Raw genomic sequence first — 21,950 nt, 5'->3', positions numbered from 1 at the left:
CGGTGCTCGGACTCGCCGCACAGATGCTGCGGTACCGCAAGGGCACTTTCATCGCGACGTTCATCGCGCTCGCCGCCGGGGTCGTGATCCTTACGGTGTGCGGGGTGCTCGTGGAGTCGGGGCTGCGGTACAAGGGGGAGACGCAGCGGTACGACGCGGCATTCGCCGTCGTCGCCAAGCACGAGCTCACGGTGCAGGGGCCGGAACGGTTCGGTGAGCGCGAGACCAGCACGGTGACACTGCCCGAGCGCGGGGGTGTCCCGGAGTCGCTGGTCGGCAAGGTCGCCGCAGTCCCTGGCGTGGCGCGGGCGGTGGGAGATCGGACGATCAGCGTCGCGGCGGCGGTCGCACCGAAGGTGCCGGTCACGGGCCACGGCTGGGGAAGCGCGGCGCTCACTCCCTACGAAGTGGTGTCCGGCACCGCGCCGCGGGTCGAGGGCGAGATCGCCGTGGATCAACGACTCGCAGCGGCGGGGAAGCTGCGTCCCGGCAGCACCACGACGATACTCACCGAGGGTGCCGTCCAGCAGGTCCGGGTGAGCGGCGTCGTCGGGACGTCTGGCACGCGCGGATCGCAGGCGGTGGTGTTCTTCACCGACGCACAAGCGGCCCGGCTCCACCCCCGTCCCGGCCTTGTCGACGCGGTCGGCGTTCTCGCCGCGAAGGACGCCGACCGGGCGGCCGTCACCGCCGCGGTGAAGCGCATCGCGGACGGCACTGGGACGAAGGTGTACACGGGTGACGAGCGGGGACTGGCAGAACAGCCCGAGGCGGCCGCCGCCAAGGACTTCACCGTGGAGGCCGGCGGCGCGTTCGGCGGCTACGCCGCGCTGATCACCAGTTTCGTGGTCGCCGCGACGGTCGGCCTGTCGGTGCGGCACCGCCGCCGCGACTTCGCCCTGTTGCGGGCGGTCGCGGCGACCCCTGGCCAGGTGCGGACGCTGGTCCTCGGCGAGGTGGGCATGCTCAGCCTGCTCGCAGCGGTGGTGGGTGTCCCACTCGGACTGCTCGCCGGGCTCTGGATCAGGGCCGAGCTGGTGACCCGCGGGTTCGTCCCGGATACGTTCACCATGAACGGCGGGGTCCTGGCCGCGCCGGCGGTGGCCGGTGCGGTGGCCACTGTCGCGCTGCTTTCCGGCTGGATCGCCGCCCGGCGCGCCACCCGCATCCGCCCCACCGAGGCGCTCGGAGAGGCCTCCGTGGAGCCGACTCTGGGTGGCAAGGTCCGGATCGTATCCGGGGTGGCGCTCCTCGGCGTCGCGTTCGCACTGATCGCCCTCACCGGCAGCACCAGCGGCCAGACGGCCATGGGCTCCGCGGTGGGCATGCTGTACACGTTCGTTCTGGCGATCGCGCTGCTCGCCCCGTGGATCAACCGGGCCGCCGCCGTGGCGCTCGCCCCGGTTCTGCGGACGGTGTTCGGCGACAGTGGGTACCTGGCCGCCGCGAACCTGCGGGCGAACGCACGCGGCATGGTCGCCGTCCTGACGGCGCTGGTGCTCTCCGTGGGGTTCGGCGGCACCGTCTGGTTCCTGCAGGACAACCTGGAACGCCAGACTGTGATCCAGAGCAAGGAGGGCACGATCGCCCAGTACGCGCTGGTCGGCAGCGCGGGCCTGCCCGCTGCGGCGGCCGCGCAGGCCCGGCAGATCCCCGGGGTGCTCGCCGCGACCGGGGTCCGCCGTACCTCGGTGCTCGTGCCCTTCATGGACGAGGCGATGGCGGTGGTCGCGCAAGGCATTGATCCCCAGGGTGCGAGCAAGACCATGAACCTGAAGGTGACGTCCGGGAACCTGGATGACCTGCGGGGCCGTGACACGGTGGCGGTCTCCTCGTCCCAGGCGGACACTTCGGGCTGGAAGGTCGGCAGCACGGCCAAACTATGGCTCGGGGACGGCACGCCGGTCGCCCTGAGGGTCGTCGCCGTCTACAGCCGCGGTTTCGGGTTCGGCGACGTCACACTGACCAACGAGACGCTGGCCGGACACACCGCGACCGGCCTGGACGACCACGTGCTGATCCGCAGCGCGCCGGACGCCGACGTGGGGCCGGCCCTGGCGAAGCTGGCGGGCGCGTACCCGGCGAGCACCGTGACCGGCACCGATCAGTTCACCGGTGAGCTGGCCAAGGACCTGGCGATCAGTTCTTGGCTCAACCGGCTGCTGGTCGCCGTGCTGGTCGGGTACGCCGTGCTCGCGGCCGCCAACACGCTCATCATGGCCGCGCTGGCCCGGGCCCGGGAGCTGTCGCTGCTGCGTCTGGTCGGAGTGACTCGCCGCCAGGTGAAGTGGATGGCGAACTCCGAGCAGGCCGCATTGCTGGGCGTGGCACTCACGATCGGCGTCGCGGTCGCGGCGGTCACGCTGTCCTCGATCGTCAACGCCGTCGCCGGGCAGCCCGTCCCATACGTTCCGGCGCTGGGCTTGGTCGTCGTCATCGGCGGCACGGCCGTGCTGGCGCTGGTGTCCACGAGCATCCCGATCGGGCGGCTCCTCCGCACCCCGCCGGTCGAGGGAATGGGTATCCGCGAATAGCAGCGTGCACGGCTCCGCATCAGTCGGGTGTGCCGCCCGCCAGGCGGCGCACCCGACTGATCTGTGCCGGATCAGTAGGTGGCCGGCCCGTCGTAATCGCTGTGCCGGGACGGTAGCACTGGCTACACCATGTTTCTTCCTGCGTGCGTTATGGAGCCGGATGCTCGTGATCGAGATTCTTGAGGCGTTACTGAAAACGTCCCCCACACCACTTACCAGGTGGTTTTGAGGAGCAACGGTGTCCGAGCACTTCCAGCCCGCCACCCGTCCGAACGTCCCGTCCAAGCGCCGCCGGAGGCTGTCACGGATCACTGTGGCGACCATGGTCGGCGTCCTCGCCGTGGGCGGCCTGACGGGCTGCAGAGACGGCGACGCGTCCGACGCCGAGGCGGAGATCGGCACGGCGAAGAACGAGATTGCCCTGCAGAAGGCGATGCGGCAGCTGGTGCAGGCGGGATTCCCCGGCGTGCTGGTCTCCGTCAAGGGCAAGGACGGCAGGACCCGCGACTACACGGCCGGGATCGGCAACCGCGAGACGGGCGCCCCTCCGCCGAAGAACGGGCACGTGCGGATCGGCAGCAACACCAAGACATTCGTCGCCGCGACCGTCCTGCAACTGGTCGGCGAGGGCACGGTGAAGCTGGACGAACCGATCGACACCTACCTGCCGGGCGTCGTCGAGGGACCGGACTACGACGGCAAGAAGATCACCGTGCGGAACCTGCTCGGGCACACCAGCGGCCTCCCCGACTACACCGAGTTCGTGGAAGCGAACACCGCCACCGTCCCGAGCCGGACCTACACGGCGAAGGAACTCCTCGGCCCCACACTGCGGCACAAGGCGGTGTTCCCTGTCGGGAAGAGGCGCCAGTACAGCAACACCAACTACATCGTCGCGGGGATGCTCGTCGAGAAGGTCACCCGCAAGCCGGTGGGCGAGGCGGTCACCGAGCGCGTCATCGAACGGCTCGGCCTGAAGCAGACCTACTGGCCCGAGCCCGGGGACAAGAACGTCCGGAAGCCGCGGATGGAGGGTTACATCGCGCCGCCCGGAGGCGAGTTGAAGAACGCCACCGAGATGGACCCCTCGGTCTCCGGAGCCGCAGGCATGGTGATCTCCACCCCGCGTGACCTCAACCGCTTCTTCGCGGGCCTGGTCGGCGGCAAGGTGGTGCCCGCGGCGCAGCTGAAGGAGATGCAGAAGACCGTCGAATCACCGGACGAGGAACCCAACACCGTTTTCGGTCTCGGCCTCGACAAGACAACTCTGTCCTGCGCCGCGATGTGGGGCCACGGCGGCGACATTCACGGCTACGAGACTCGCGGTGGTGTGACCAGCGACGGCCGTGAGGTCACGGTGGCCGTCAACGCCCTGCCCGGCGCGATCGTCTCCAAGCAGGACTCGAATGAGGCGATGATCAAGGAGGCCATACAGAAGATCGAGAAGGTCACGAACCTGGTCGACACGGCCATCTGTGGGTGACAAGACCCTTGCGGCGTGGCCGGAAGCTCCCGGACAGTGCGGGGACCAGGCTGGTCCTCGTGACGGAGAGCGCCCCGGCCTCCTCATGCTGTTGTCAAGCTGCCGCCATTCGTGCCAGGCCTCGCCAACCCGTTGACCTCAGGCCAGCACGATCCTAATATCATCCGTACACCAATGATTGCTGTACGGATCAAATGCGTGATGCCTCGCATTTCCTCTGCCTCGGCGTCTTGTCCCCCTCCCCCACGTCAGCCTCAGGAGCCCGTATGCCCGCATTCCCTTCTCCCGCCCATATCGTCGTCGTGGGCGGCGGCATCGGCGGCCTGGCCGCAGCTCTGGCCATCGCCCGCGCCGGCCGCGACGTCACACTCGTGGAACGGGCAGCCCGGTTCGGTGAGATCGGGGCCGGCCTCCAGCTCGCCCCGAACGCCTCGTTCGCTCTTGAAGAGTTGGGGGTTCTCGCCACTGTCCAGCGCACCGCGGTCGCCCCGCCGCGTCTGGTGATGATGGACGCGTTGTCAGGGGACCAGATCACCGCTCTCGATCTCCGCAGCGCCGAGTACAAAGAGCGGTTCACGCATCCCTACCTCGTCACACACCGCACCGACCTGCATGCAGCCCTGCTGGCTGCCTGCCAGGAACACCCCGCGATCACACTTCGCACGGGACACACCGTCACCCGCGCCGACCAGGATTCCTCCGGCGTGCGGCTGCACTTCGCCGAGTCGTCGGAGGTATTGAGCGCCGACGCGGTCGTCGCCGCGGACGGACTCCATTCGGGACTGCGCCAGGCGCTGGTGGGCGACGGGGATCCGGTCTGCTCCCGGTACGTGGCCTTCCGGGGAGCGCTGCCCACCGAGAAGATGACCGGCCGGATGTCCCAGCACGCCGCCTCGGAAGCAGTGATGGTGTGGGCCGGTCCCCGTATGCACCTGGTGCAGTACCCGGTCCGCCGTGGAGAGCTGTACAACCAGGTCGCCGTCTTCGAGAGCGACAACTACACGCCGGACTCCGACGACTGGGGAACGGAGGCCGAGCTCGAAGAGCGTTTCGGCAAGGCGTGCCAGGCCGTGCGCGACTCGCTGCCTCTGGTCTCCCGCGAACGACGCTGGCCGTTGTACGACCGGCTGCCGATCGACAACTGGGTCCACGGTCGCATCGTGCTCCTCGGCGACGCCGCCCACCCCATGCTGCAGTACCTGGCTCAAGGAGCGTGTCAGGCGTTGGAGGACGCCGTCGCCCTGGGACGGTCACTGACCCGGTTCCCCGACGCGGCGGATGCGTTCACGGCGTACGCCGCACAGCGCCGGGAGCGTGCGGCACGGGTTCAGACCAACGCGCGCCGCTTCGGCGAGATCTGCCACTTGGACGGTATGGGGGCGACGCTGCGCAACGTCCTGCTCTCGTCCCGCACGCCCGAGGATTTCGACGACGTCGCCTGGGTGTGGACTCCGGCCCCGGCTGCCGTCGCCGCCTCGTGAGCCCCGACCAGGATCACAGGGAGGATGTCATGAACGACGAACTCGCCTACAAGGCACTGAAGGGCCTGGGGGCCGCGCCGCTGTGGCGGTTCTACGGGAACCTCTTCCCTGCCGAGCCGCACAGCCGTGCCGTGCCCTACCGGTGGAGCTGGCAGGAGCTACGGCCCAACCTGCTCCACTTCTCCAGGACGCTCTCTCTCGACGAGGCCGAACGGCGGGTTCTCATGCTCGTCAACCCCGGACTGACCGATCCGCCGGCCACCGTCAACACGCTGTACGCGGGGCTGCAGATCATCCTTCCCGGAGAGACCGCGCAGGCACACCGGCACACCTCCAACGCCTTCCGCTTCATCCTGGAGGGCAGCGGTGCCTGGACGACGGTCGACGGTGAACGCGTCTTCATGGCCCCGGGCGACCTGCTGCTCACGCCGGGCTGGCACTGGCACGACCACACCCATGAGGGCGACGCGCCGATGATCTGGCTGGACGCTCTCGACTACCCGCTCGTCAATGCGCTGGAGGCGGGCTTCTACGAGCAGTACCCACAGCGCCTGCAGCCGGTGACCCGTCCCGACGACGCGGGCAGCCGCCAGTTCCTGCACGGCAGGCTCACCCCTGCCTGGCTCTCCCAGGACGGGCCCAGCTCCCCCGTCACCCGCTACACCTGGGAGGAAACCAGCCGCGCGCTGGACGCGATCGCCGACACGGCCGAGGGCAGCGACGTGGACGGCGTCGTCCTCGAGTACACCAACCCCTGGACGGGCGGCCCGGTGATGCCCACCATCGGCTGCCGCATCCAGCGACTGCGCCCGGGCTTCGACGGAGTCGGCCGCAAGCAGACGACATCGACCATCTTCAGTGTCGTACGCGGCGAAGGCTCCACGATCGTCGACGGGGTCCGCTTCGACTGGTCCGAGAACGACACGTTCGCCGTCCCCGGCTGGGCCTCCTACCGCCACCTCAACACCTCGTCCTCCCGCGACGCAGTTCTCTTCTCCTACAGCGACGAACCGGTCATGCGGTCGCTCGGCCTCTACCGCACCGAAAGCGCCGACCCCGGCGCCTGACCCCTCCACCTCGAACACCTCACAAGGAGGTCCTCATGCGCCTGGCACTGTTCAACAAGGGACGGCTCGGCCTCGTCGACGGGGACGAACTCGTCGACGTGACCGACCAGTTCGCCACGTACGATCCCCACTCCCCCACCGGTGCGCTCCAGCAGCACATCGAGATCACCGCCCGCGCCGGCGCGGCTCCGCGCGTCGACCTCACCGCATGTGCCCGCGTACCGCTCTCCGAAGCCACACTCGAAGCTCCGTTGCCGCGCCCTGGCAAGATCGTCGGTGCGCCGGTCAACTACCTCGACCACAAGGCCGAGATGGCGTACAGCACCTCGGTCGCCGACCTCGGCGTGTTCCTCAAGGCGAACTCCTCCGTCATCGGACCTGGCCAGGACATCGTCCTGCCCTACTCCGACAAGCGCACCGACCAGGAAGGCGAGCTGGGTGTCGTCATCGGGCGCACCGCCTCCCACGTCAGCGTCGACGACGCACTCGATCACGTCTTCGGCTACACGTGCGTGCTGGACATCACGGTCCGTTCCGGCGAGGACCGCTCCACCCGGAAGTCGTTCGACACGTTCACCCCTATCGGCCCTTGGATCGTCACCGCGGACGAGATTCCCGACCCTGACTCCCTCGACCTGCGCTGCGACGTCGGGGGTTCCACCCGTCAGCGGACCAACACGGCGCACCTGATCTTCGGTGTACGGGAGCTGATCGCGTACACCTCGTCCGTGATGACGCTGTATCCCGGTGACGTGATCGCGACGGGCACTCCGGCCGGCGTCGGACCGCTCGGCCATGGAGACCGCGTCGTCGTGGAGATCGAGCGCGTGGGTCGCCTGGAGGTGGGTGTCGACGCCAGCAGGGCCACCTCCTACGAGCAGCGACCGGGCCGTCGGAGTCGCTGACCCGGCGGCGCGTGCCGCAGTGGTGCCGCCTGACCATAGACTCACGGGCGAGCCGCTCGCCCCATCAGGCGGCACCACCCAGCAGCAAGGCATACGGAGCATCGTGGCGCGCGCACTCGACCTGGAGAACTACATCGGACATCTGATCCGGCGTGCGGAGCAGGTACACACAGCGTTGTGGAGCCGACACGTCTCTCGCGGGATCACCTCCCAGCAGTTCTCCGTCCTCAACGCCCTCGGCCGCGAGCCCGGCATCGACCAGCGCACGCTCGCACACCTCACGTCCCTGGACCGGTCCACGGTCAACCTGATCGTCCGCCGTCTGACCGATCAGCAGTACGTCAGCCAGGTGCGGGACGAGAAGGACCGCCGACGCACCCTGCTGAGGCTGACCGACGAGGGAGCCGAACTGCTGAGCTCCCTGATCCCCCCCGCCGAAGAGATCAACGAACAGCTCCTGCAGTCCCTCCCCGCCGATCAGCGGTCTCTGGCCGTTGACATTCTCCGTCGCATCGCGCTTCTGGGTGATGAACTGAACACCGGCGAGCAATAGCGCACACCGGGGGGCCAGAGCCATTGACCGGATGAGGAGTCCCGCCGTGCCCCACGAACACGCCACCGTCACACCACCGCGGCACCGCCACAAGCGTCCCCATCCGGGCCCGGCAACCGGCACGGGCCCCGTCATCTGGCGTGCCCTGCAGATCCTCGGCGCGTTCTCCGCACAGCGCCCGCACCTGACCCTGAGCGAACTGGCCCGCAAGGTGGACATGCCGGTCTCCACCGTGCACCGCATGCTGGGAGATCTTCTCGCCTGGGGCGCGCTGGAACGCGACGAGCAGGGGCAGTATCGTGTCGGGCTCCGTCTGTGGGAGGTCGCCTCCCTGGCGCCCCGCGGCCAGGGGCTGCGCGAGCGCGCTCTGCCCTACCTGGAGGATCTCTGCCAGATGACCCGCGAGAACGTACAACTGGCCGTACGGGAAGGCACGGACGTCGTTTTCGTCGAGCGCATCGGCGGCAGCAGGGCGGTTCCCACGCTGACGCGCGTCGGTGGACGTCTGGCCATCACGGCCACCGGGGCGGGACTGGTCCTGCTCGCCCATGCCCCCACCTCGATTCAGGACGAAGCACTGGCCCGCCCCCTCTCCCGTCACACGCCCTTCACCCTGACGGACACGACCCAGATCAGACGGGCCCTCGCGCAAGTACACGCTTGTGGTTACGCCGTGAGCGACCGCCAACTGTCACTCGACACGCTCTCCGTCGCGGCGCCGGTCGTGGGCGTCACCGGGGAGATCGAAGCCGCGGTGTCCGTCGTCGTACGACACGGGTCCATGCCCACGGGGGCACTGGCGGACCTCGTCCGTACCAGTTGTCGTGCCATCTCGCGAGCACTCCACACATCCGTTCCCTGACCGGCACATGCCGGAGACCATTCGTTTCCCGGCATGCGGAAACGGGCCTGGCCACCCCTCCCAGCGACTCGGAACATGGCTGCACCGACGGCTGAAAACAGACTGCCTCGCGTGTCGCTCTTCAGGCCTCGTCGGCTACACCGCAGTCGACAACGGAGTGCTGCCATGCCCATCTTCTACGTTTGCCCCGCCTCTCGATCGGCCGCCCGATGAGCGCCACCTTGCGGGAGGCCCTGGACAAGGGGCCCATGAGCCGTTTCCAGTGGAGCGCGATCGCGGTCTGTGTGCTCCTCAACACGCTCGACGGATTCGACGTACTGGTCATGTCCTTCACCGGCAAGACCGTTTCCGGCGAGTGGCACCTCACACCCGGCCACCTCGGGGTCCTCCTCAGCAGCGGACTGGCCGGAATGGCCCTGGGCGCGCTCCTCGTCGCCCCCAGGGCGGACCGGGTCGGCCGCCGGCCCGTCATCCTGGCCGGACTGGCCGTGGCCGCCCTCGGCATGCTGCTCTCGTCGACCAGCCAGAACTGGCAGCAGCTGGGGGCGCTCCGGCTCGTGACGGGCGTGGGTATCGGCGCGGTCCTGGCCTGCAGCAACGTGATCGCCGGTGAGTTCGCCTCACAGCGCTGGCGCGGGCTCGCGGTCAGCCTCAACTCGACGGGATACGCCGTCGGCGCCACGGTGGGCGGCCTCTCGTCCGTGTTCCTCATCGACCACTACGGCTGGCGGTCGGTCTTCCTCACCGGCGGGCTCGCCACGCTCGCCATCCTCCCGCTCGTCTACTGGTGCCTGCCCGAATCGATCGACTTCCTCGTCACCAGGAAGCCTGCGAACGCCTTGCAGAGGGTCAACTCCCTTGCGCGGAAGATGGGGCACGCCGAGCTCGACGCTCTTCCGGCCGCCACTGCGGGCGACACCTCGCAGACCGGATTCCGTGCCCTGCTCGTCCGTGGACTGCGAGGACCGACCCTGGTGATGTGGGGTGCGTTCTTCCTGGTGATGGCCGCCTTCTACTTCGTCACCAGCTGGACCCCGACGCTTCTGGTGGAAGCCGGCATGTCCTCGACCCAAGGACTGACCGGCGGCACGCTGCTCAACCTGGGAGGAATCTTCGGAACGGCTCTCCTGGGTGTGCTGGCGGCACGGTACGCGCTGCTCAGCGTGCTGCGGAGTTATCTCTTCGGGGCCGCAGTCCTGATCGTCGCTTTCGCTGCCTCCACCAGCCTGCTGACCCTCGCCTTCTGCCTGGGCGCCGTCATCGGCGTCGCCGTCAACGGATGCATCGCGGGACTCTACGCCCTCACGCCGGGCGTGTACTCGACGAAACTGCGTGCGACCGGTGTCGGAGCGGCCATCAGCGTCGGGCGGGTCGGAGCCATCCTCGCGCCTTCAGTCGCAGGGTGGTTGCTGGACGCCGGATGGGCACCGCGGTCCTTGTACGTCGCCACCGGTGCGGTCTTCGCCGCGGCGGGCCTGCTCCTGTTCGCCATGCGAGCAAAGCGGCCCACGTCCGCAGTGGCGAGCACGGCGGAACCCGCTCCGTCCGGGGCGTAGGCCGACTGTGACCGGCTGCCCCTGTCCGTTCAGGGCCGACCCGTCTCAGGACGAGGCCGGAGCGGAAGGGCGGCAGGTCCCTTTCCGTCGAAGTGGTGGCAGCGGGAGGCCCGGTTCGCCCGGATCCGCGGGCACCGCCGACCTGGTCGGCCTGGTGTCCGCGGACGCCGCCGTTCACCGCGGTGTCCGCGGCTTGCTCACACCGTCACCGCCCCGGGTGGCCACCTTCTCGGTGCCGAGTGGCATGCCCGTGGACTTGCCGAAGATCAGGCGGAGTTCGGGGGTGGGCTCGTGCGGGCGGGGGAGGGCGACGGCGTAGCCGGTGCGGCCGGTGTGGTCCTTGACGTCGCCGAGGGAGCGCACGCCGGGTTCGGCGGCTGCGGCGCCCCCGGTCCCCCTGTGCAGCCAACGGTGGGTGCACCCCGTCCGGGGAACGGCGGGGGGCGGCGGCTCGGGGCGCGTAGGCGCGGGCTGCGATGCGTCCACGGTCACTTTCTCTCGTTCTCCCGGTGCCGGGCCGTCGTGTGCGCCTCCGCTTGTTCCGCCCCCTACCGACGATCATAGTACGCTCGCATCAAGAACGAACGTTTCTGATCCGATAGCTCTGGGGAGTGCCGTGAGTGCCCGACCACGCACGAGAGCACGCCGCGCCCCCTGCCTACGACAGGGGAGCAGCGTGACCGTGATTCGGCAGAAAATATCGAACCGAATTCTGATGGCGGCCGGATTTCCGGTCCTGGGGGCGGTGGCCGGATGGCTGCTGAAGCTCTGAGCTGTGCTGGGATTTGTGGAGTCCCTGATGCCAGGGTTGTGGTCCTGGCGGAGGAGAACCACCAGCACCATGGCAGCACCGCGTAAATACCCCGACGAGCTCCGCGAGCACGCGGTCCGTGAGGTCCGTGCCGTCGAGCGCGAGAAACTCAGGCAACTCCGCTGGGAGAATGCGGAGTTGAAGCAGGTGAACGAGAGCATGAATGCAGCCTCGGTGTCTTCTGCCCGGGAGATCGACCGTCTCCGGCGAGCCGCGCAGGTGGTCGACCACCTGCGCGGGAGGGGCCTCGGGGTCGATCCCGTCTGCCGGGTTCTTCGGCTGTCGCCGTCGACGTACTTCGCTGCGGCGGGAGCGAGGAGCACCGCCGGGTGGCGGCCGGCCGTAGCTTCGGCGCCTCTGTGGATCAGCCCACGGATCCGGGCGGGACCACCCCGGTGCTCCGCCCGTTCTCGTCCACCAGACGGCCGTAGATCTTCACCTGTCGCAGCACCAACCGCCGTTCGGTGACCGTCACTCCGGGCAGGCTGGTGGCGATCCGGACGAGGATCTCCTCCAAGTGCCCGAACGACCGCAGGTTCAGGATGACCGCGAGGTTCGTCGGGCTCGCCACCGCCGCGCACGTCCGGGTCTCCCCAGCCCGCGATGCGGTTGCCGACGGTGCGCAGTTCGGCGACGTGGGGCAGGTGTACGACCCGTGGACCGCCCTGGCCTGGCTTGCGGCGCACACCTCCCGGATCACCCTCGCTGCGGGCAGCGTGATCTTCCCGCTGCGGCACCCCATCGATCTGGCCGAGCAGGCGGCCTCCGTCGACCACTTGAGCGGGGGCCGGTTGGTACTCGGCGTGGCGTCCGGCGACCGCCCGGTGGAGTTCCCTGCGTACGGTCTCGACCACGCAACGCGTGGTGCCCGCTACCGGGAGGCAGTCGGCTCATTCCGGGAACCGCTGTCTCGGCCTGTGGGGCCGGACACGGCTGAACCTGGAACCGCACCAGCGATACTGAGCCGATCAACTCGCCGCCGGTGCGCCGACAAGCTGACCGGACCGCGTCCGACCCGCCCAGCTCGGAGCCGCCGGCCGCGCCATCGCCCATGTCCCCCACGTTGTGAAGTCCTCCTACTGCCCACGCGCTTGTGAAGGAGCTGCCGTGAACCACAGCCAACTCCGGGCCTCCCTGCCGGAGACCGACCGCACCCGCCACCGCCGTCTGCGGGAACAAGGGAGCCTGGACCGTGCCGAACTCGACGCGATCCTGGATGCCGGCTTCGTGTGCCACTTCGGACTGGTCGTCGACGGGCACCCCATGGTCGTCCCCACCGTCTACGGGAGCGACGGGCGCAACCTCTACTTTCACGGGTCTGTGGCCAGCCGAAGCCTGGTCGCCTCGCCCGATGCGACGGTATGCGTCACCGTGACGCACGTGGACGGCCTCGTCCTCGCACGGTCGGTGTTCGAACACGGCATCAACTACCGCAGCGCGATGATCTACGGTGTCCCGCGCCTGGTCACGGATCCGACGGAGAAACGGGAAGGTCTGCAGTGCCTGACCGAACAATCGGCACCCGGACAGTGGGACTACGCACGACAGCCGAACCGCAAGGAAATGGCGGCAACCTCCCTGCTCGCCATGTCGCTCGAGGAGGCATCGGTCAAGATACGCACCGGCGCCCCGGAGGACGGCGACGGACCCGACGCCGCCCTCGGGATCTGGGCGGGCATCCTCCCCCTCGTCACCACCTGGGGCGAACCCGAAGCCGACCCACTCCTCCCGGACCACATCGAACCGCCCGAACACATCACCGCCCGACGCAACACCCGCGCAGGGCAGACCGGGCGGCAGCACACCCCGTGACGGCGCACTCGGGAAGCGGGCCGACCCCGGCGCGATACCACTTGCCCGCTGCTCACCGCCCGGAGGGCAGCGGCGGCCTGCCCGGCTTCGCCCGGTTGCCGCCATCGGGATCGACTCGACCACGGGGCCTTCGGTACGGGCCCCATCCTGCGGGCGCGGCACGCGCCCGGCAGGATCGTTGGCCGTGACGGGTGGGGGCCTGTTCCGGCGGGCCATCACCCGGAGCGGTGCCGGACACCACGCGCACACGCCCGAGACCGCGCGCCTCATCACCGAACGTCTGGCCGCACTCGTCGGCGCCGGGTGCACCGTCGAAGCCCTCGCCGCCGTCCCACCGCAGGACCTGGTTGCAGCCAACAGCCGACTCGCTCAGGAGATCGCCCGCAGTACCGATCCGGGCCAGTGGGGCGAGTCCGCAGGAGGCGGCACGACCGTTCTCCCGGTGGCCGGGACCGCGACGCTGCCCGAGCGCCCCGTCGACGCGGTGAGGCGCCGTGCCAGGCGTAGCGGGCCGGGCGGGACTTTCGCAACACGCCCCAGGGGTCGTCTCCTCGTCTGTGCCGGATGAGGAGGCGTCATGGGCGGCCCTGGAAGGGAGGACGGCTCGATGTGGTGAGTCGTTCCGGAGGCTGTCCGCGGGCCAGCCGGTGAACGGGTCGACGTCAGCGCTCTTCCGGGTCGGAACCGCCGGTGTACGTGCGCGGTACCCGCGCGCCGATGCGTGTGACGATCTCGTAGGAGAGGGTTCCGGCGGCACGTGCCCAGTCCTCGGCACCGGGCTCCCCGCGGTCCCCGGGGCCGAAGAGCACGATCTCGTCGCCGGCTGCGGCCGTGTCGTCGCCGAGGTCGACGACGAACTGGTCCATGCAGACCGTGCCTGCCACCGTGCGCCGTCGGCCGACGGCGAGGAGCGGACCGGCACCGGAGGCGTGCCGGGGTACGCCGTCGGCGTACCCCAGCGGGATCAGACCGAGCGTTGTCTCACGGGGGGTGCGGTAGTGGTGACCGTAGGAGACTCCGTGCCCGGCGGGGACGCGCTTGACGGAGACCAGCCGGGCGGTGAGCGTCATCGCCGGCCGCAGCCCCAGGGCCGCCGGCTCGGCCGCCTCCGGCACTGGGCTCAGCCCGAAGAGCGCAATCCCGGGGCGCACGAGGTCGAAGTGGGTCTGCGGAAGGTCGAGGGTGGCTGCCGAGTTGGCCAGGTGGAGGACTTCGGGACGCAGCCCCGCCTTCCGCGCGAGCTCGACTGCGTCACGGAAGTGCTCCACCTGCCGGTCGGACTCGGGGTGGCCAGGGGAATCGGCGTGGGCGAGATGGGACCAGATCCCAACGACCCGGACATGCCCGGACGCCTCCGCACGTGCGGCCGTCTCCAGCAGGGCGGGCCAGTGGGCGGGGGAGGCGCCACCGCGGCCCAGCCCGGTGTCGATCTTCAGGTGCAGCAGGCCCGGCCGGCCTGCAGCCGGTGCCGCCCGGGTCGCGGCCTCGACTGCCCAGGGGTCTCCGGCCGATAGTTCGATCCCGGCGGCAACGGCGGCAGCCCAGTCGTCCCCGGGGCCCAGCAGCCAGGCGAGGATCCGGCTGCCGATCCCCGCTGCGCGCAGCGCCAATGCTTCGTGCATGCGTGCGACGCCGATCCACGTCGCGCCGCCGGCCAGTGCTGCGCGGGCGCAGGGGACCATGCCGTGCCCGTAGCCGTCAGCTTTCACCACGGCCATCACTTCGGCGGAACCTGCCGCATCGCGCAGCCGAGTCGTGTTGGCTCGGATCGCCGCAAGATCGATCCGAGCCTCCGCGAGCGCGGGTTCTTCGTGAACCGGGTGCGCACGACTGATGACCTCGCGGCTGTTGGCCGCGTGAGAACTGCCGATCTTCACGCCATCGTCCTTCCCATGAATCCACCGATGCCCGGCTGGGCCATGGAGTGGAGCCATGGTGTCGATGGGGGGAACCCGCCGTCATCGTGTGAACGGCACCGTTCTTCGGCGGCCGGGAGTGCGGCTGGCACAACGCGCAGTGGATGTGCCGGACGCGGCAAGGGGCTCCCTGCTTTCTTGACGATTACCCCCTCACTGGGGCGGTCGGGCGCGGTGGTCGGCCTTGGCGTGCGGGGTGCCCTCTGTGCCGTAGCGGAGGGCCGTGAGTTGAAGGAGCAGCGCGGACCGGACCTTTGGGCTGTCCAACCGCAGCTCCACGATTTCCTGCAGGCGGCGCATCCGGTGGCGGAGCGTGTTCGGGTGGACGTGCAGCCGGGCGGCGGCGGCCTTCAGGTCGCCCATCTCCTCCAGCCACGCTTCCAACGTCGGCACATGACTGGTGCGGCACTCGCGGTCGTGGTCCATGAGTCGTGGCAGAGGTCCGATGTCCGCGGTCCGGGCGGTTGAGGTGGCCAGGGCCGTGCGGCGGAGGACCACCTCGGCCCATACGTCGTCATGGACGGCCTGGGATTTCGCGACCAGGCCTGCCGTGAGCAGCCCGAGCGTGTCGTCGGCCTGCTCCCGGGAGGCGGCAAGTTCCGGAATCGAGGCCGCGAGCCCGCCCACGGCGATGAGCGGTGTTGCCCGGCCGGTGGTCTCGCCGACCTCGTAAAGCCAGTCGGACTGGCGTCCGGAAGCGGTAGTCACCGCCTCGGCAGCCACGATGCTGTAGACCACGCCGCCGATATCGGCGGCGGGTGAGCGCAGACGTGACCCGGGAAACCGGGACAGCCGTTCCCGTACTGTCAGGCGCTGCGTCTCGGCCTCGTGTGCGTCCTCGCAGCGCACGCCCACGGCGACCACCCGCCACGGTCCTGCCACCAGCCCGAGGAGGCGCGCCGCGTCCGCGGCACCCTCCTTCCCGTGCAGCACGCTCGCCACCATGTCCGTCAGTGCCAGGCGCTCCCTGTCGGCCTCTGCACGCCGACGGAGCAGGTGCAGGGCAGCGGCGTCTGCGGCGACTGCGAATGCTGCGGCTCGCTCGGTGGGGACGGGGCCCGGCACGATCGCCCAGATCGAGCCGAGGACGTCCCCGCCGGCATGTACGGGCATCACGAGCCGGGGCTTGCTGCCCCCGACGGCCGCGGGAACATATATGGGTCGCTTGTCCTGAACGATCCTGCGGAAGACTCCGTGCCGCCGGTAGTGCGCGGCCAGCTCGTCGGGAACGTGTCGGCTCATGATGGTCGCCACCCGTGCCTCGTCGCCGCACTCCTGCCGGGTGGAGTAGGCGAGTACGCGAGAGTTGCGGTCCTCGATGGTGACCGGCCCGTCGATGATGCAGGCGATCGCATCGGCCACTTCGAACAGGTCCCCGGCTTCGGCAACCTCCCGGCCCGCCGCGGCCCCTGCGAGCCCCTCGCTGTCGAGCGCCGCGCGCAGCAGTGACACCACCTGGGCCCACCCTGCCCGATGTGCGACCTCCACCAGCGCCACTCCGGTGGCTCTCGCCGCCTCGGTCACCTCTTCGTCGACAGCCACCGGCGCCTTGAGCAGCAGCGCGGCCGCGGACTGACGGGCACACACCGACAACAGCCGAAGGGCCGCCATCCGGTCGATCAGGTTCACACCGAGAACCACATCGCCCGCAGCCAGCTCCAACTCGCCGTCCGATTCGGCGATCACCACATCGCCCACCAGGACCGGAGCCCCCTCGGGAGCGCACACCTCTGACAGCACGGACGGTCCTACAGCGTCGAAAAGCCGCTGGAGACTGATCACTGGTCACCACCTGCTCGTTACATCCGGGTCGACATCGTGCACCATCGCCCGATGCCGGGCTCCGAGGGTCCGTACCAGCCTCAAGGAACAGCTGCATGCGTGCGTCGAGCACTGGCCTGGTGCGGGGCAGCGTGGACGCGATTGTCCATGCATAGAACCGTGGCGACGCCGGCAAGCGGAGTGAGTCACTCACAGTGAGCGCGTGGCGGCGACTTCCTGAACCCGTCTCTAGAGGCCCTGCCACAGGGTACTGGTGGGCCGCCGGCGAGGTGCCTGCTGGGCAGGTCCTTTTCCCACGGCCCCCGGCGCGAGCGACGCATGCGGCTTGTCACCGCACGTCGCTCTCCAGTGGCTGTTCCGTGAGTGCTACGACAGGTCTCTTGCCGTGGATGTCCGCGTGACAGCCCTTGCCACAAGGGCCTGGCGCTTCGTTGCGGCCATGAGCTCTGCCCACGGCGGCCGGTTGCCCCGATCGTCCGAGATCAGTGAGCTTGGCAACGTGGTGGACTTCCGCCGCGTCGATTCGCCCGCTTGCCTCGCGCTGTCCGGCGAGGAGCCGGGTGACCAGCTCCTTGCCCTTGGGGTTGACCGGGGCCGGTCGGCGATCGGTTCAGTGGCATGAGCATCAGCCCGCAACCGTGTTGTCCGGCTCCGTCCGGACTGGCTCGTCACGATGGAGATGTGCCTGCAGCACCAGGGTCACGGCCAGTCGCTGTTCGGGATCTGACAGGTCCACTCCGTGGAGAAGGTGCTCGATGCGGCGCATTCGTTGTCGCACGGTATTGGGGTGGAGCCGCAGGGTCCGCGCGGCGCGGTTGTAGTCGCCCCAGTTCATCAGCCAGGTCAGCAGGGTGGAGGCCAGCGCCTGCCGATCGCGGCCCTTGTCATCGAGCCTGCTGAGGTCGTGGATCAGGTCACAAGGCAGGTTGGCGTGGGTCCGGCGGATGACCACTTGGGCCCATACCTCTTCGTAACTGACGGCTGGGCGCTCCAGAGCCACGCCGGTGCCCAGCACTTCGAGGGCCTCCCGGTTCCTGGCAGGTAGAGCCGTCGCAGAAGAGGTAGGGCGACTTGCTCCGACCTGCCCGATACGCCCGTTCAAACTCAGGGAGCGAGCCCAGGCCCAGCTACCCGGTCCGTCACCGTCTGTGAGGATCGCGAACACCAGCCCCTCCATGTCGGTGAGGATCGGATCGGCCCAAGCGTGACGTCGGAAAACGGTGCGCCACACGGCGAGGTCATTCTGTGCGCTCGTGCCGTTCAAGCGGCCCAGCGCCGCCACCCGGACCTCTCGAGCGGGCAGGACCAGGGGCTCGGTCGAGGAGCTGTCAACGGGTCTGCGGAACGCCTCACGGATCCGGTCCGCTGTGTAGCGGCTGGAGAGTTCTTCGTGCGCACGCAGTCGAACGAGCAGCAATCCCAAGGAGCGTGCCATGTCGAGAAGGCGTTGCCGCTGCTGTGGCGTCAGCTCACCGTTGTGGATTGCCCAGATTGAGCCGATGACCTCGGGGCCGACGCGGATGGGGACAACCAGACGTGTCAGGAAGCTGGGATCCTCGATTTCGACCTTGAACGGCTCATGACTCACTGCAAGGCGGCGGAAGGTGCCTGCTGCGCGCAGCTGCGTCACGATCTTGTCTGGTACCGCGCGCCCCAGGATGCTGTCCATTCGTACTTGGTCGGCGATCTCTCCAAAAGCCGAGTAGGCCACTACTTGGCTCCGGAGGTCCTCCACCATGATCGGGGCGGCCAGCAGCTCGGCGACGTCGTCACTGAGTCGGAAGATCCGTTGGTGCGCGTCGTGGGCGTTGTCGAGTGGCGCGTGGAGTTGTTGGAGCATGGCATCAGCCATCGAGATGAACTGTGCCCAGCCCACATCCTCGGCCAGCTCACCCAGGGCGAGGTGGCCATCGGCGGCCCGATGCCGCACCCGATCATCGACAGGACCACGCAGCAGAACACCCGCCGCCTGCCGTTCAGTGGCGCTGTCCATCACCTCGAGCTGGGTCTCTGCCGTGAGGGCTCCGGTGGCGAGAACGAGCACGCCGCCCACCGTCGCGTCGGCCGGGTCGCCGTACACGTGGAGCCCGGTCACTTCCACCGGCTGTCCCGCAACCAGCGTCGTGGTAACACCCGGGCCAAAGCTCTCAAAGACGCGACATGCGGTGACCATGCTTCAGGAATGTAATCCGAGAACATTCCAGTATGCCAAGAGTGGCGGAATCCGACATTCAATTGTGATGGGGGCTCCCTCCATGATGGGGGCCATGGCGAAGGCGATGAGTGATCGGCACCCGCGGCGTGTGGCCGTCGTCGGCGCCGGCATGGCGGGACTCTCCGCTGCTTGGTATCCCCTCCTCGCCGGTGTACGTGCCGCCGTCGGCAAGTCCGCGTCTTCTCCGCTTTCTCGCCCGCTTCGTCGGCAGCAGCACGCAGCGGTGCCGGGATGGTGCGATGGCGGCGCTCGCCCCGCTGAACCATCAAGGGCGCACTCCGAGCGACTGGTGCCCCCGAGACGAGGAACCACGAGCTCACCGGCCACCCCGTTATCGACCAGTTGATCAGCAACGACCCGAACGGCGGCACAGCCGGAGGGCGTAACGACCTCGTCCACGATTGGCAGCGGCATCGCGGTGTCTGGGACCTCCGCCTCCGGCGTTGTCGTCAGCCCCCGACGCTCCTTCCCCAAGCTCTCAGCTGCTTTCGAGCAGGGGAGACCCCATCCGACTCCCACCTCCGCCTTGGATTCGAAGGCCCCAGACGCCGCTCCTTCCCCCCCTGCCAATCGTGGACGAGGTCGTAAGGGCCCATGCCGGTCCCGTCCATGGCGTCGACGGGACCGGCGCCCCCATCATCCGAATGGTGGGCCTGTGACCGAATGGGGCGCCGATACACCACTGGCACACACGCGTCAGGCCGCGCGGCCTCGCTCACGTCCCGCTGGGGCGTGTTTCGAAAATCCCGTCCGGCCTGCGACGCTACTTTCGCAACACGCCCCAGCCCATCCCACCCGACACGAATGTCTGCGGACGTATCACGAAGGAAATCGAGCTTGTCTACGGAGAGCGTGAACACGTTGTCACGTGCACGACGAAAGGCGCGGATATGACCACCTCGAAGGTCCCGGAGGCGGCAACTGCTGACGCCTCCGCAGAGGGCTACGAGCGCGGACTCGGCAGCCGCCAGGTGCAAATGATCGCCATTGGCGGCGCGATCGGTGTCGGACTCTTCCTGGGAGCCGGCGAGAACATCGAGAAGGCCGGCACCAGCCTCATCCTGATGTACGCGCTCGCGGGCGTGGTCATCTTTTTCATCATGCGGGCGCTCGGTGAGCTGCTCCTGTACCGCCCGGTCTCGGGCTCGTTCGCGGAGTACGCCCGCGAGTTCCTGGGCCCGTTCTTCGGCTACGCGACCGGATGGACGTACTGGCTGATGTGGGCCGTCACCGGCATGACCGAGCTGACCGCGGCGGCCATTTACATCAACTACTGGTTCCCGGACATCCCGCAGTGGATCAGCGCGCTTGCCTTCCTGGTGGTGCTCTTCGGCGTCAACCTGATCTCGGTGAAGATCTTCGGCGAGCTGGAGTTCTGGTTCTCGATGGTCAAGGTGACGGCCATCATAGGAATGATCGTCATTGGCGCGGGCGTGCTGACGCTGGGATTCTCGCAGGCCGGCGACACCGCCACGGTGAGTAACCTGTGGTCGCACGACGGCATCTTCCCGAACGGCATCGGGTCCAGCCTGATGACGCTACAGGGCGTGATGTTCGCGTACCTTGCTGTCGAGCTGGTCGGCGTCACGGCGGGCGAGTCCGAGAACCCGGAGAAGACCCTCCCGAAGGCGATCAACACCCTCCCGTGGCGCATCATCGTCTTCTACGTCGGCTCGCTGATCGTGATCCTGTCGGTCGTGAAGTGGACGGAATTCCACGCCGGCGTGAGCCCGTTCGTGGCGGCCTTCGACAAGATCGGCATCCCGCTGGCGGCCGGCATCGTGAACTTCGTCGTCCTGACGGCAGCCCTGTCGTCCTGCAACTCGGGCATGTACTCCACCGGCCGCATGCTGCGCGACCTGGCGGCGAACTCCGAGGCGCCGAAGATCTTCGGCAAACTGAACGGGCGGAAGGTCCCTGCCGCGGGCATCACAGTGTCGGTGATCGTGATGTCGATCGGCGTGATGCTCAACTACCTGGTGCCGGAGAAGGCGTTCGGGTACGTCATGTCGGTCGCAACCGCGGCGGCCATCTGGACCTGGGCAATGATCCTGCTCAGCCACATCCGCTACCGCGCCAAGGTACTCAAGGGCCTGCTGCCGGCCTCTTCCTTTCCGGCGCCCGGCGGCACGGTGTGCAGCTGGATCGCGCTGACCTTCCTCGCCTTCGTCACGGTGCTGACGGCGATGGACCCCGATGGCCGGATCTCGCTGTACGTCGGCGTGGTCTGGGCGGTGCTGCTGACCATCGGCTGGTTCGTCGGCAAGCGCGGCAACCTGGCGGCTGAGGCCGAGCCGGACTACGCGGGTGCGACGTCGCGCTGACCCACGCGGGGTTCAGGGGCCCGCTCCACCGCTCAGGACTGCGATGGGCCTGGCGTTCGCTTGCCTGGTGCACCGTGCGCCGCCTGGAGGTCGCCTTGTCCCAGTGCTTTGTCCCGAGCTCTGCTGTTTGATCTGTGGTGTCGGGTCGCGCCAGGAGATGGCGGCTTCGCAGGTGAGGCGACGTGCCATGAGGCCGGTCGTGGCGAGGTGGATCACGGCTTCGGAGCGGGCGGGCAGGGTTTCGTAGTCGCACGCCAGGCCGGCACGGACGGACGCGGCTGGGTCCGTCCGGCGCTCGGGCGGCCGAGAGCGGACCGGACGGAGAGGAGAGCTGGTCGTGGAGCGGCCACAAGTTCGTCGTCGCCGAGCCCGAGGCGCGGCCGTCATGTCCGTGGCCAGGTAGATCACCGGCTGGTCACGGCATTTTCGGCGCCGCGTCATGCAGGGGGTGGCAACCGCATCAGGTCTGTGCGGGTCGGCCGGCCGGCTGCCCATGAGCTGGTCCAGCGACTTGGACGGCGTGGTGCACCGATGCCGACGGTCCCGGGCGGCACCTAGGACTTGTCCGGTCGATCATGTGACTGCCTTGCGCCTGGATCGTTGATGTGGGCATGGGGCGGGGTGATCTGAGTGATGCCGAGTGGGAACG

The 21,950-nt window shown here is 68.8% G+C and carries 17 protein-coding genes and 1 pseudogene; 12 read left to right on the top strand and 6 right to left on the bottom strand.

Going from position 1 to position 21,950, the window contains the following annotated elements; all coding sequences use genetic code 11:
- Nucleotides 1-2 precede the first annotated feature (2 nt).
- The 8 genes from ACFYY6_RS30990 to ACFYY6_RS30955 all read left to right on the top strand — a co-directional run bounded on the left by ACFYY6_RS30990 (nucleotide 3) and on the right by ACFYY6_RS30955 (nucleotide 10,441).
- Complete coding sequence (locus ACFYY6_RS30990) at nucleotides 3-2,534, top strand: FtsX-like permease family protein (protein ID WP_388652450.1); 2,532 nt, start codon at nucleotides 3-5, stop codon at nucleotides 2,532-2,534.
- A 238-nt stretch (nucleotides 2,535-2,772) separates the two neighbouring features.
- Nucleotides 2,773-4,017 carry a serine hydrolase domain-containing protein gene (locus ACFYY6_RS30985; protein ID WP_389196760.1) on the top strand — a complete coding sequence of 415 codons (1,245 nt, stop codon included), beginning with the start codon at nucleotides 2,773-2,775 and terminating at the stop codon, nucleotides 4,015-4,017.
- A gap of 266 nt (nucleotides 4,018-4,283) precedes the next feature.
- The gene (locus tag ACFYY6_RS30980) at nucleotides 4,284-5,498 is read left to right on the top strand and encodes an FAD-dependent monooxygenase (protein WP_388652447.1); all 1,215 of its coding nucleotides are present in this window, start codon (nucleotides 4,284-4,286) and stop codon (nucleotides 5,496-5,498) included.
- A 29-nt stretch (nucleotides 5,499-5,527) separates the two neighbouring features.
- Entirely contained in the window at nucleotides 5,528-6,565 is a 1,038-nt protein-coding gene (locus ACFYY6_RS30975) for a cupin domain-containing protein (RefSeq protein WP_351634591.1), read from the top strand.
- A 35-nt stretch (nucleotides 6,566-6,600) separates the two neighbouring features.
- Nucleotides 6,601-7,470: a fumarylacetoacetate hydrolase family protein gene (locus tag ACFYY6_RS30970; RefSeq protein ID WP_351519095.1), complete on the top strand. Its 870-nt coding sequence runs from the start codon at nucleotides 6,601-6,603 to the stop codon at nucleotides 7,468-7,470.
- Between the two features lie 103 nt (nucleotides 7,471-7,573).
- Nucleotides 7,574-8,023: a MarR family transcriptional regulator gene (locus tag ACFYY6_RS30965; RefSeq protein ID WP_351519096.1), complete on the top strand. Its 450-nt coding sequence runs from the start codon at nucleotides 7,574-7,576 to the stop codon at nucleotides 8,021-8,023.
- Nucleotides 8,024-8,069: 46 nt separating this feature from the next.
- Nucleotides 8,070-8,885: an IclR family transcriptional regulator gene (locus ACFYY6_RS30960; RefSeq protein ID WP_389196758.1), complete on the top strand. Its 816-nt coding sequence runs from the start codon at nucleotides 8,070-8,072 to the stop codon at nucleotides 8,883-8,885.
- 209 nt (nucleotides 8,886-9,094) lie between these two features.
- Nucleotides 9,095-10,441, top strand: a complete 1,347-nt coding sequence (locus tag ACFYY6_RS30955) for an MFS transporter (RefSeq protein ID WP_389196756.1) — start codon at nucleotides 9,095-9,097, stop codon at nucleotides 10,439-10,441.
- Between the two features lie 174 nt (nucleotides 10,442-10,615).
- Here ACFYY6_RS30955 and ACFYY6_RS30950 read toward each other — a convergent pair whose 3' ends face one another.
- Both ACFYY6_RS30950 and ACFYY6_RS30945 read right to left on the bottom strand, forming a co-directional pair.
- Nucleotides 10,616-10,927: a hypothetical protein gene (locus ACFYY6_RS30950; RefSeq protein ID WP_386609427.1), complete on the bottom strand. Its 312-nt coding sequence runs from the start codon at nucleotides 10,925-10,927 to the stop codon at nucleotides 10,616-10,618.
- Nucleotides 10,928-11,616: 689 nt separating this feature from the next.
- On the bottom strand, nucleotides 11,617-11,823 hold the full coding sequence (locus ACFYY6_RS30945) for a hypothetical protein (RefSeq protein ID WP_351519101.1): 207 nt from the start codon (nucleotides 11,821-11,823) through the stop codon (nucleotides 11,617-11,619).
- Between ACFYY6_RS30945 and ACFYY6_RS30940 the strand changes: the two genes are divergently transcribed.
- The 3 genes from ACFYY6_RS30940 (at nucleotide 11,795) to ACFYY6_RS30930 (ending at nucleotide 13,632) form a co-directional block, all read left to right on the top strand.
- Entirely contained in the window at nucleotides 11,795-12,349 is a 555-nt protein-coding gene (locus tag ACFYY6_RS30940; RefSeq protein WP_386609426.1) for an LLM class flavin-dependent oxidoreductase, read from the top strand. The two genes, ACFYY6_RS30945 and ACFYY6_RS30940, sit on opposite strands and share 29 nt — an antisense overlap.
- 10 nt (nucleotides 12,350-12,359) lie before the next feature.
- The gene (locus tag ACFYY6_RS30935) at nucleotides 12,360-13,064 is read left to right on the top strand and encodes a pyridoxamine 5'-phosphate oxidase family protein (protein ID WP_351519103.1); all 705 of its coding nucleotides are present in this window, start codon (nucleotides 12,360-12,362) and stop codon (nucleotides 13,062-13,064) included.
- 184 nt (nucleotides 13,065-13,248) lie between these two features.
- A complete protein-coding gene (locus ACFYY6_RS30930) occupies nucleotides 13,249-13,632 on the top strand; it encodes a hypothetical protein (RefSeq protein ID WP_389196753.1) in 384 nt (127 codons plus the stop codon).
- A 94-nt stretch (nucleotides 13,633-13,726) separates the two neighbouring features.
- Here the strand turns inward: ACFYY6_RS30930 and alr are convergent, their stop codons facing one another.
- The 3 genes from alr to ACFYY6_RS30915 form a co-directional block, all read right to left on the bottom strand.
- Nucleotides 13,727-14,899: an alanine racemase gene (alr, locus tag ACFYY6_RS30925; protein ID WP_351519115.1), complete on the bottom strand. Its 1,173-nt coding sequence runs from the start codon at nucleotides 14,897-14,899 to the stop codon at nucleotides 13,727-13,729.
- A 234-nt stretch (nucleotides 14,900-15,133) separates the two neighbouring features.
- Nucleotides 15,134-16,720 carry a helix-turn-helix domain-containing protein gene (locus ACFYY6_RS30920; protein WP_351519106.1) on the bottom strand — a complete coding sequence of 529 codons (1,587 nt, stop codon included), beginning with the start codon at nucleotides 16,718-16,720 and terminating at the stop codon, nucleotides 15,134-15,136.
- Between the two features lie 667 nt (nucleotides 16,721-17,387).
- Nucleotides 17,388-18,935: a PucR family transcriptional regulator gene (locus tag ACFYY6_RS30915; RefSeq protein WP_389196751.1), complete on the bottom strand. Its 1,548-nt coding sequence runs from the start codon at nucleotides 18,933-18,935 to the stop codon at nucleotides 17,388-17,390.
- Nucleotides 18,936-19,867: 932 nt separating this feature from the next.
- Here ACFYY6_RS30915 and ACFYY6_RS30910 point away from each other — a divergent pair.
- Nucleotides 19,868-21,301 carry an amino acid permease gene (locus ACFYY6_RS30910; protein ID WP_351519109.1) on the top strand — a complete coding sequence of 478 codons (1,434 nt, stop codon included), beginning with the start codon at nucleotides 19,868-19,870 and terminating at the stop codon, nucleotides 21,299-21,301.
- Nucleotides 21,302-21,424: 123 nt separating this feature from the next.
- Here the strand turns inward: ACFYY6_RS30910 and ACFYY6_RS30905 are convergent.
- A pseudogene (locus ACFYY6_RS30905) lies at nucleotides 21,425-21,559 on the bottom strand (IS5/IS1182 family transposase); the annotation flags it as partial.
- Between the last annotated feature and the right edge of the window lie 391 nt (nucleotides 21,560-21,950).

This window comes from Streptomyces sp. NPDC001750, assembly GCF_042892615.1.
Taxonomy (GTDB): domain Bacteria; phylum Actinomycetota; class Actinomycetes; order Streptomycetales; family Streptomycetaceae; genus Streptomyces.
The sequence above is the reverse complement of the archived record's forward strand: the minus strand, read 5'-3'. Positions and strand labels throughout refer to the sequence as shown.